This is a genomic window from Halobacillus sp. A1-3, assembly GCF_050971765.1.
GTDB lineage: Bacteria > Bacillota > Bacilli > Bacillales > Halobacillaceae > Halobacillus > Halobacillus mangrovi_B.
Window position 1 is genome coordinate 163,538 of sequence record NZ_JBPCEO010000009.1, and the last position, 11,054, is coordinate 174,591.

8 protein-coding genes and 1 riboswitch are annotated in these 11,054 nt (G+C 44.3%); of the genes, 6 read left to right on the forward strand and 2 right to left on the reverse strand.

What is annotated here, in order from left to right:
• Positions 1-13: 13 nt before the first annotated feature.
• Positions 14-892 (reverse strand): helix-turn-helix domain-containing protein, encoded by an 879-nt coding sequence (locus ACRYKC_RS16415; protein WP_433808265.1) that lies wholly within the window; start codon positions 890-892, stop codon positions 14-16.
• Between the two features lie 236 nt (positions 893-1,128).
• Here ACRYKC_RS16415 and ACRYKC_RS16420 point away from each other — a divergent pair, with 236 nt between their 5' ends.
• The 6 genes from ACRYKC_RS16420 to ACRYKC_RS16445 all read left to right on the forward strand — a co-directional run bounded on the left by ACRYKC_RS16420 (position 1,129) and on the right by ACRYKC_RS16445 (position 10,007).
• The gene (locus ACRYKC_RS16420) at positions 1,129-3,366 is read left to right on the forward strand and encodes an alpha-galactosidase (protein ID WP_433808267.1); all 2,238 of its coding nucleotides are present in this window, start codon (positions 1,129-1,131) and stop codon (positions 3,364-3,366) included.
• Positions 3,367-3,387: 21 nt separating this feature from the next.
• Positions 3,388-4,551: a galactokinase gene (locus ACRYKC_RS16425; protein WP_433808269.1), complete on the forward strand. Its 1,164-nt coding sequence runs from the start codon at positions 3,388-3,390 to the stop codon at positions 4,549-4,551.
• A 3-nt stretch (positions 4,552-4,554) separates the two neighbouring features.
• On the forward strand, positions 4,555-5,544 hold the full coding sequence (gene galE, locus ACRYKC_RS16430; protein WP_433808271.1) for a UDP-glucose 4-epimerase GalE: 990 nt from the start codon (positions 4,555-4,557) through the stop codon (positions 5,542-5,544).
• A 22-nt stretch (positions 5,545-5,566) separates the two neighbouring features.
• Positions 5,567-7,075 carry a UDP-glucose--hexose-1-phosphate uridylyltransferase gene (gene galT / locus ACRYKC_RS16435; protein WP_433808273.1) on the forward strand — a complete coding sequence of 503 codons (1,509 nt, stop codon included), beginning with the start codon at positions 5,567-5,569 and terminating at the stop codon, positions 7,073-7,075.
• A gap of 18 nt (positions 7,076-7,093) precedes the next feature.
• Complete coding sequence (locus ACRYKC_RS16440; protein WP_433808275.1) at positions 7,094-9,046, forward strand: beta-galactosidase; 1,953 nt, start codon at positions 7,094-7,096, stop codon at positions 9,044-9,046.
• A 169-nt stretch (positions 9,047-9,215) separates the two neighbouring features.
• Positions 9,216-9,394: riboswitch (cobalamin riboswitch) on the forward strand.
• 142 nt (positions 9,395-9,536) lie between these two features.
• Positions 9,537-10,007: an acyl-CoA thioesterase gene (locus ACRYKC_RS16445; protein ID WP_433808277.1), complete on the forward strand. Its 471-nt coding sequence runs from the start codon at positions 9,537-9,539 to the stop codon at positions 10,005-10,007.
• A gap of 89 nt (positions 10,008-10,096) precedes the next feature.
• Here the strand turns inward: ACRYKC_RS16445 and rbsK are convergent, their stop codons facing one another.
• A complete protein-coding gene (gene rbsK, locus ACRYKC_RS16450; RefSeq protein ID WP_433808279.1) occupies positions 10,097-10,975 on the reverse strand; it encodes a ribokinase in 879 nt (292 codons plus the stop codon).
• Between the last annotated feature and the right edge of the window lie 79 nt (positions 10,976-11,054).

An 11,054-nucleotide genomic window follows, 5' to 3' on the forward strand; every position in this document is an offset into this window, starting at 1 on the left:
CACGGCCTTCTCTTTAATGATGATCGAACATCGCTCCTCGATTCACTTCTCGAAATTTCCCCGGTGTTGTCTCCGTTACTTTCTTAAAGACTTTATTGAAGTAATTGGCATTTTTATATCCAATCAGTGCTGCAATTTCTTCTGTCGAGTATTTCGTATTTTGCAGCAGTTCTTTCGCTTTATTAATTCTTAAATCAGTCAAATATTGAATAGGCGTTCGATCAGTCGCTTGCTTGAACTGTCGAGTGAAATGATAACGCGACATCCCGCAGGCTTCTGCCATATCGTCAGGGCTGATATCTTCGCTGTAATGGTTTTTGGCATACATCGCTGCTTCAATGATTGTCTCCGGCCACTGTGACAAATTCTTCTCCAAATTCGAGCAATAATGAAAAAGTTCCATGGTAAATTGATAAGCAAATCCAGAAGCCTGATGGGCATTAGATATCTTCTTTTCGGCTGCGTTTTCAAGCAATTGAAGCAGGTAACGAACAGGAGCCGCATCTGGCGGTATAGTCAATATGGGTCCGATATCATCTTGAATTTCATTCCAATAGTGTTCCACGACATCTCCGTACAATGTCAAATAGATGAATTCCCATTTGTCGCTATGTTGAGGCAGGAAATAGCGGTAGTTACCAGGGATGTTGACGATGAACGCGTGACCCGCCGTCAATGGGTGTCTTTCTCCGTTAATTTCTATGGCGCCTTCCCCTGAAACTGTATATTGAAAAATGAATTTTCCTGTATCCCTGCGATTCGTTCCATCCCAATCATAAAGGGTGGTGGATTGCTCGTCCCAGCCAAGCGACCAAATTTGCGCTAACTGCTGAAGCTTTGGATCGGAAAAGCGGTAACCATAGGATCCAAAGGTAGGAGGCAACTGGTTCATCTGAATCTCATCCTTTCTACGATAGAGCAAATTTTTGCATTTAAATATGAGGGATACAACCTTTAACTTACCTATACATAGATTTTATATCTATTATAACCAATTCATCAAGCAAAAAAAGGAATAATACCTCTTTTAATTTACCATTGATAAGAAAGGGCTCTGTTTCTAAAATAAAATTAAATCTTCCATATATTCTTGGAAGCGCTTGCGACCAGAGAACGGGGGGCAAACATATGGCAATTTTCATCAATGAAGAAAACAAACAATTTCATCTGCAAGGCAAAAATATCAGCTACGTTTTTCACGTGATGAAAAACGGACAGCTTGGCCAATTATATATCGGGAAACGACTTAGGAACCGTACAGACTTTAGTCATTTATCCAAAGTTGAGCATCGGGTAGCTTCGTCTTATGTGTATGAAGAAGATCCTTCTTTTTCGTTGGACTTATTGAGACAGGAATATCCAAGCTACGGAACCTCAGATTACCGTGAGCCGGCCTTTCAATTACTTCAACCGAATGGCAGCCGTATTTCTAATTTTACGTACCGTTCCCATGAAGTAATTCAAGGAAAGCCACAGCTGGAGGGTCTGCCAGCGACTTATACAGAAGGCGATGAAGAAGCAGAAACACTAATTATTAATCTGTTTGATGAAGTTACTCAGATGGGACTTGAGCTGATGTATTCAATGTTTCATAAGCGTAATGTCGTTGCACGCTCAGCTCGATTCATTAATAAAGGGGAAGAGACCCACAAACTTCAGCGTGCATTAAGTACCTCGGTTGATTTTCCTAATGCAGCGTATGATCTCGTTCAGTTATCGGGCTCATGGTCACGGGAGCGCCACGTCCACGAGCGCCAACTTCAGCAAGGCATTCAAAGCATCACGAGCACGAGGGGGACGAGCAGCAGCCAGCATAACCCGTTTCTAGCATTGAAACGTAAAGAAACGACCGAACACCAGGGTGAGGCTTTCGGTTTCAGCCTTCTTTACAGCGGCAATTTCCTTGCGCAGGTGGAGGTCGACCATTATGAAAATGCCCGGGTCAGCATGGGGATCAACCCGTTTGATTTCAGTTGGAAGCTCGGACCTAGAGAGGCTTTTCAAACCCCAGAGGTGGTTATCGCTTACTCTGATCAGGGGATGAATGGGCTTAGCCAAACTTATCATGACCTTTATCAGAAACGTCTTGCAAGGGGGCAGTGGAGAGACCGTGAACGACCAACCTTAATCAACAACTGGGAAGCCACTTATTTTGATTTTAATGAAGAGAAATTGTTATCCATAGCTGAAAAATCGAACGAACTTGGGATTGAACTCTTCGTTCTTGATGACGGCTGGTTTGGTAAAAGAAATGACGATACGACTTCACTTGGAGACTGGTTTGTTGATGAGGAAAAACTTCCTAATGGACTTGCTCCCCTAGCCGAAAAGATCAACAGTATGGGAATGATGTTCGGTCTCTGGTTCGAGCCGGAGATGATTTCAAGAGAAAGCAGGTTGTTCGAACAGCATCCAGAGTGGATCATCCATGTTCCAAAGAGACATCCGTCAACAGGCAGACACCAGCTTGTACTAGATTTTTCAAATCCAGAAGTCGTTGATTACATTTATGAAAGAATGGCGGCCATTTTATCTGAGGCCACTATCGATTACGTGAAGTGGGATATGAACCGTTACATGACGGAAATTGGTTCAATCGCTCATGAATCAGACAGACAAATGGAAGTGCCTCACCGCTATATCCTGGGTGTTTATTCCTTGTACGAGCGTCTGTTGGAATCATTTCCACATGTATTGTTCGAATCCTGTGCCAGCGGGGGAGCTCGCTTCGATCCTGGAATGCTTTACTACGCCCCTCAAGGATGGACAAGCGACGATACGGACGCGATGGAACGGTTAAGCATTCAATACGGAACGTCAATGGTTTACCCCTTAAGCAGCATGGGCGCACACATTTCAGCCGTTCCGAATCATCAAGTGAAACGGATGACAAGTTTGAAGACAAGAGGAGACGTCGCTTATTTCGGAGCGTTCGGCTATGAGCTTGATGTAACCGAAATGGCTGAATCGGAGCAGCGGCAGATAAAAGAGCAAGTGAACTGGTACAAGGAGCACAGAGAACTTTTCCAATACGGCCAGTTTTACCGGCTGATTAGTCCTTTTGAAGATGACCGAAATGAAACAAGCTGGATGGTCGTTTCTGACGATAAAGAAAAGGCGATCGTAGGCTATTATCAAATATTAGCAAGACCGAATCCCGGTTTTAACCGTTTGCGACTTACGGGACTCGGTCCAGACATCGAATACCGTGTCGAAGGATTTGAAGGTACCTATTTCGGAGACGAACTGATGCAAGCAGGCCTTCAGCTCGAGAGCGCCTATAACGGAGCACAAACAGGCGGAATAGAAGAGTCTGGAGACTTTTCCTCCCAGCTCTTTGTTTTATCAAAAGTCAAACAATCTTAAATACTGTGAGAGGTGATCATCATGCAGGAGTTAAAACAAGCATTTGAAAATCAATTCGGAGTAAAAGGAGAGACATCATTTTTCGCTCCAGGGCGTGTCAATTTGATCGGTGAACATACCGATTATAATGGAGGGCACGTGTTTCCGTGCGCACTGAGCGTAGGTACGTATGCCGTTGCAAAAAAACGTCAGGATGAAAAGCTCCGTTTCTATTCTATGAACTTTCCGGAGCTAGGAGTAATTGAAACAGAGCTTTCCGGTTTAAGTTACGTTGAAGAACACGATTGGGCGAACTATCCCAAAGGCGTAATCGATACGTTCAGAAAAAGCGGGTATGAGGTAGAGACAGGACTTGATGTTGCGTTCTTTGGCAACATTCCTAATGGTGCAGGTCTGTCTTCATCCGCTTCTATTGAACTAGCCACATCTGTAATCTTGAAGGAACTTTATGATCTATCGATAGATAAAATCGACATGATTAAGCTGTCTCAAAAAGCCGAGAATGAATTTGTTGGTGTGAACTGTGGCATCATGGATCAATTTGCCATCGGTATGGGAAAAAGAGACCACGCGATCCTCTTAAATTGTGATACGCTTGATTTTCAGCATACTCCTATTTCCCTTACCGATCATTCGTTGATCATTGCTAATACGAACAAAAGGCGAGGACTTGCTGATTCTAAATACAACGAACGCCGCAATCAATGTGAAGAGGCGTTAAAAGCCTTACAACAAAACTTAGATATCCACTCGCTTGGAGATCTATCCAAAGAAGCATTTGAAGAAAACAAACACCTGATTGAAGATCCGATGACACAAAAACGTGCTAAGCACGCAGTGTACGAAAATAACCGGACGATAGAAGCCGTAGATAAACTGAATGCTGGGGACATCGAAGGATTCGGTCAATTGATGAATGATTCCCATGTCTCTCTAAGAGATGATTATGAGGTAACAGGAAAAGAACTGGACGCCCTTGTTGAAGCCGCCTGGAATGAAGGAGCCATTGGTTCGAGGATGACTGGGGCAGGATTTGGAGGATGCACGATCAGCATCGTCGATCAGTCTCAAGTGGACACGTTTATTGAACGCGTCGGAGAAGCTTATTACCATGAAACAGGTTTAGAGGCCGATTTTTATGTTGTTGAAATTGGAGACGGAGCGAAAAAACTGGAGGAGGAATGACAAATGACAGTACTTGTATGTGGAGGGGCAGGTTATATAGGAAGCCATGCCGTCGCACAATTAATCGATCGTAATGAAAAAGTAATCGTTGCAGACAATCTGCAAAAAGGACACAATGATGCCGTCTTAGAAGGAGCGGAATTTTACAATGGAGACTTGAGAGATCAATTGTTCATCGATCGTGTCTTCGAAGAAAATGACATTGACTCAGTGATCCACTTTGCTGCTGATTCATTGGTAGGAGAAAGTGTAGAAGATCCGCTGAAATATTATGATAATAACGTTTATGGAGCCGTTTGCCTGCTAAGAGCGATGGCCAAACATTCGGTGAAGCGTATCGTCTTTTCATCAACGGCAGCTGTCTATGGCGAGCCGGAACAGGTGCCGATTCAGGAAACGGACCTTACTGTGCCGACCAATCCATATGGAGAGACAAAGCTTGCCATTGAAAAAATGCTCAAATGGGCGGAGCAAGCGCACGGCATTAAGCACGTCGTTCTTCGCTACTTCAACGTTGCGGGTGCAGACCCTGATGGAAGAATCGGTGAAGACCACCGTCCAGAAACGCACTTGATCCCAATTATTTTGCAAGTCGCTCAAGGAAAGCGTGAGAAGATCATGATCTTTGGCGATGATTATCCAACAGAGGACGGGACATGTATCCGTGATTACATTCACGTCAACGACCTTGTAGACGCCCATTTGCTGGCGATTGAAAAATTAAAACGTGATCAAGAAAGCGGTATTTATAACCTCGGAAATGGCCAGGGATTCAGCGTAAAAGAGGTTATCGACAGTGCAAGGAAAGTCACGGGTCAAACGATTCCCGCTGAAGTCGCTCCAAGACGAGCAGGCGACCCGGCACAGCTTGTCGCTTCTTCTGAAAGAGCGATTAATGAACTTGGTTGGAAACCGAACTACGCAGATCTCGATACAATGATAAAAACTGCCTGGGACTGGTTCCAAAACCACCCGGACGGATACGAAAAATAATCGAAAGGACTGGTGAAGTGACATGACGATCTATCATGATATCGAACGCTTGATTCAATACGGACTGCATAAGGAAATGATTAGTGTCTGGGACATCGATTATGTGCGCAACGCTTTGTTTCACTTGTTTGAATTAAAGGGAGAAGACCCGGTTACCATCAATGAAGAACCTCCGGATACACCTGCATCCATTTTAGAACGAATGCTCGATTATGCAGTGGACGAAGGCATCCTGGAGGATAACACAACGACAGAAAGGGACTTGTTTGACCCGAAGATCATGGATCGTCTTGTTCCAAGGCCTTCAGAGGTCATTCGTGACTTTTATCATAAGTTTGAAAAAGAAGGTCCTGAAGCGGCTACGGATTACTTTTACCAGCTTTCAAAAGATGTGCATTACATCCGGACAGACCGGATCGCGAAAAACATGCACTGGTACAGCGAGACAGAGTATGGTGATTTAGAAATCACAATCAACCTATCAAAGCCTGAAAAAGACCCTAAAGCGATCGCTGCAGCCAAAGCGAACAAAGATGCCTCTTACCCGAACTGCTTGTTGTGTAAAGAGAATGTCGGTTATGCGGGAAGACTTGATCATCCGGCAAGGGACAATCATCGCATCATTCCGCTTGACTTGGAAGGTGAGCATTGGTTCTTTCAGTATTCTCCATATGTTTATTACAACGAACATGCGATTGTACTTTCAAGGGAGCACCGCCCGATGAGTATTACGAAGGAGAGCTTCGATCGTCTGCTTGATTTTACCGATCAGCTGCCTCACTATTTTGTCGGATCGAATGCGGATCTTCCGATTGTCGGCGGATCGATCCTAAGCCATGACCATTTTCAAGGAGGACACCACGAGTTCCCAATGGCGAAAGCCCCGATTGAACATGAATTCACGGTTCCTCGGTTTAAGGATATAAAAGCAGGAATTGTACGCTGGCCGATGTCTGTCATTCGCTTGCGAGGAGCTGACCGCCACCGTCTATCTGAGCTAGGTAATTTGATTCTGAACTCATGGCGCTCATACACGGATGAAGACGCGGATGTTTACGCCGAAACGAATGGTGAACCACATAACACCATTACCCCGATTGCTAGATACCGCGACGGGCAGTTCGAACTGGACCTTGTGCTCCGTAATAACCGGACGAGTGACGAACATCCAATGGGAATTTTTCACCCTCATGAAGAAGTACACCATATTAAGAAGGAAAATATCGGCTTGATTGAAGTGATGGGGCTTGCCGTTCTTCCTGGAAGACTGGTTGATGAAATTGAGGCATTAGGCGATTATATGGTCAATGGAAAACTAGACGATGCAGCTCTGGAAGATGAGCAAACGGCTAAGCATGTGCCTTGGGCGAAATCCATCGTTAAGGAAACAAACATAACTAGTGACAATGTGAAAGAAGTACTACAGGAAGAAATCGGCAAGCGTTTTTCAGAGGTACTTGAGCACGCTGGTGTCTTTAAGCGGGACGACGAAGGACAGGAAGCATTTCTTAAATTTATCAATCAGCTATAGAGAGGGAAGGGAACCAGAATGACATATTTAGGTGTAGATTATTATCCTGAACATTGGCCGAAAGAAAAAATTCCAGAAGATCTAGAAGGCATTAAAGGCCTTGGGGCAAATATCGTACGGATTGGTGAGTTTGCCTGGCATCGGATGGAGCCCGAGGAAGGACAATTCGATTTTTCCTTTTTCGATGAAGTGATTGAAAAGGTAAAACAACAAGGGCTAAAAGTGATGTTCGGTACTCCAACGGCGACTTTCCCTGCCTGGCTGGCGAAGAAAGAACCTTCGATTTTGTCTGAGGACGAGTTCGGAAATCCCCGTGTATTTGGAGGACGCCGCCAATATTGCTTTAATTCAGATGCTTACCGCAACCATGCAGCAGTGATTACACGCAAGCTCGTTGAGCATTATCGCGACGAAGAATCGATTATCTCCTGGCAAATCGATAATGAGTTCGGTCATGAAGGCAGCGACATGTGTTATTGCGATCAGTGTCACAATAAGTTTCAGGATTATTTAGAAGAAAAATACTCCTCTATCAACGCTTTGAATGATGAGTGGGGAACGATCTTCTGGGGGCAAACGTACAATGATTTTTCTGAAATCCCAGCCCCTAAACCGACGGTGACGACGCACAATCCAAGCTTGAAATTGGAATGGGCGCGCTTTCGCTCTGCATCCTTAAATCAATTTGCTCACGAGATGACGCGAATCGTTCAGGAAGAAAAGGGAGCGCATCAGGACGTGACAACAAACGTTTCTGGCGGATTTTTCGGGAAATGGTTTGATCATGCTGAAAATGTAAAGCTGATGGATTACGTATCTTATGATAATTATCCAGTTTGGGGCGGCCTCGAGGAACCGGTTTCCCCTGCAGAGATTGCGATGACGCATGATTTCAACCGTGGATTACTGAACAAAAACTACTGGATTGTCGAAGAGCTGATGGGCGCACAAGGGCATGATGTGATTGGCTATCTGCCAAGACCGAACCAGGCGAAGATGTGGTCCTACCAGGCCTTTGCTCATGGGTGCTCCAACATGCTTTACTTCCGCTGGCGTGGTATGACTCAAGGAGCCGAGCAATTTTGCTATGGGGTCGTTGACCATGACAATGTGTACGGAAGAAAGTATAAGGAAGTTCAATCCTTGTTTGGAGATATTAAAAATTACGAGCACGTCTTGAATTCTGAGATTCAATCAGACATCGCCGTCCTCTATGATTACGATAATATCTGGTCATGGCGCGGTCAGATTCAAAGCAAAGACTTTGATTTTAATGAAGAACTGTTGAGACTGTACCGTCCATTTTATAACTTAAACAGCCGGATTGATGTCATTCCTGCTGATCGCGCCATTGATGCTTATAAAGTTGTTGTGGTGCCCGTTATGCAAGTGATGGATGAAGGACTGGCTGATCGTTTGCGTGCCTTTGCTGAGCGCGGTGGAACTGTTATCTTTTCCTACCGTACAGGGTTAAAAGGGAAAGATAACAACCTTCGCTTGGGTGAAGTTCAGCCGGGACTGGTCCGTGATTTAGTTGGTGCAAGGATTGAAGAGATCGAGTCCTTAACAAAAGCGCATGCATTGGAATTGAAAGGCGAAGGAGAATTCGCTTCTGTACCTGGACATATTTCGGTGTGGCGTGACCTGCTTGTGCCAGAAACAGCAGACGTTCTCTACAGCTATCAGGATCAATTCTATAGTGACTACGCCGCAGTTACGAAAAACGACTTCGGGGAAGGAACCGTCTATTACATCGGAGGAGGACTCGATGAAGCTGCTCTAGATGTGATAGCAGAAAAGGTAGTTGAAGACCATTCCATCGGATATGAGAAGTCGGATGAAAATGTTGAAGTGTATCGCCGTGAGACGGAGGAAGGTTCGTATCTATTCGTCATGAACCATAGTGATGAGATCAAAAAACACGGAGAAATTGACCTCCAACCATATGAAAGCAAGATCATAAAAGAATAGACCGGGATTTGGTAAATTATAGATCCTCAGGTCATCCAAAATATACCAAACACATACCACCTCAGGTCATCCAGATTCTGGATGACCTGAGGTGGTAATTTATTCAAGAAAAGAATGGCGAATCATTCTACTATATGAGATAGTTGATCTATGGAGATATTCTCCTAGACAATTAAATACGCTCTATGGTGGCTTCGTAGAGAAGCTGAAAAGGGAAGTTTGGTGAAAATCCAACGCGGTCCCGCCACTGTATAGAGGAAGGTCATAACAAACCACTGTCTTTAAGATGGGAAGGGTTATGAGCTGATGAATCTAAGCCAGGAGACCTGCCATAGAGAAGAACATGAATTCCTACGGGAGATAGGAGGGTGTTACGTGAATCGATCTATGCCACCAGGTTTGGTTTCATAGTATTTATCCTTGTAATCGCACGCATCTTCTTACCGAAGGTGCGTTTTATTTTTTACACAAAATATGGAGGTACAAATAAATGGAACCATTACCTGTAAGTTATTCAAAAATGAAACAAACACGTCTCGTGCTGCCGCCAGATACCAATCATCTAGATACAATATTCGGTGGGAAAGTGCTGGCATATATTGATGAAATCGCTGCTTTGACAGCCATGAAACATTCCAATTGTGTAGTGGTGACAGCGTCCATAGATTCGGTAGATTTTCTATCATCAGCTAAAGTAGGGGATGCACTTACATTAGAAGCAAGTGTTACATGGACAGGGCGTACGTCCATGGAGGTGTATGTAAAGGTGTATGCCGATGACCTATTGAAAGGCAAAACAGTGATGACAACGGAGTCTTTCTTAACGATGGTAGCTGTGGATGCAAAAGGATCACCGACTGTTGTGCCAGCTGTCACGCCTCAAACAGATGAAGAAAAAAGACTATTTGATACAGCTCCATCCAGGAAACAACACCGGCAGAGCCGTGCAGCTTTGAGATAAGAATGAATTATTGTATCCAAAAAATACCCCCTCAGGTCATCCAGAATTTGGATGACCTGAGGGGGTTAATCGGTTAATCTACCTACTATCTAATTCTCCATAAATGATTTTAACTCTGCCATCGTTGGCATTCCTGTCTGTGCGCCTTCCTTTGTGACCGATAAGGCAGCAGCTGCATTTGCCATATTAAGTGAATCATCGATTGTTCTTCCAGAAGCGATTCCTACAGCTAAAGCACCGTTAAATGTATCTCCTGCGCCAGTCGTATCTTTAACTGAAACCGAATAGCCGGGGATATGGATCTCTTTGCCCCTAGGGAAGTAACGGACGCCTCTTGCACCTTCCGTCACAATAAACTTCTTCTTAAAAGCCTCAATGTCTCTCTTTGTATGCATAGACGACCATTCTTTTTCGTTCGGAGTGATGAAGGTCAAGTTATGTAAAAGTTCATCAGGAATCCATTGAAATGGAGCTGGATTAAGTAAAACTGGGATGTTCCACTTTTTCGCAAGACTCGCAGTGTAACTTACTGTTTCCAATGGAATCTCTAGCTGCATGAGAATAATATCACTCTTCTGCAGTTGCTCCGCTTGCTCGTTGATATGGGCAGTAGTAAGGGCAGCATTGGCACCAGGAGCTACGATAATCCGGTTGTCGTTCTCGCAAAGAAGAATGGTTGCTGTACCTGTTGCTTTATTGGAAAATACTGTAACACCTGAGGTTCTAATATTTTCCTTTTTTAATCCCTCTATTAATTCTTTTCCAAAGGCGTCATTGCCGACGGCTCCAATCATATGGACATCTGCCCCGAGTCTTGCAGCGGCGACGGCTTGATTGGCTCCTTTTCCTCCTGGATATGTCGCAAAATGGTTGCCTAACACTGTTTCCCCTTGTTGCGGGATGACATCTGTGGATACGACCAAATCCATATTCATACTTCCTACGACTGTCACTCTTGGCATAACCATCACCTCATTTTTTATTTCATCTTCCCACAGTTAGTAAAGGAACGCTATCCCAGTTAGGCTCTCGCTATAAATTTGGTAA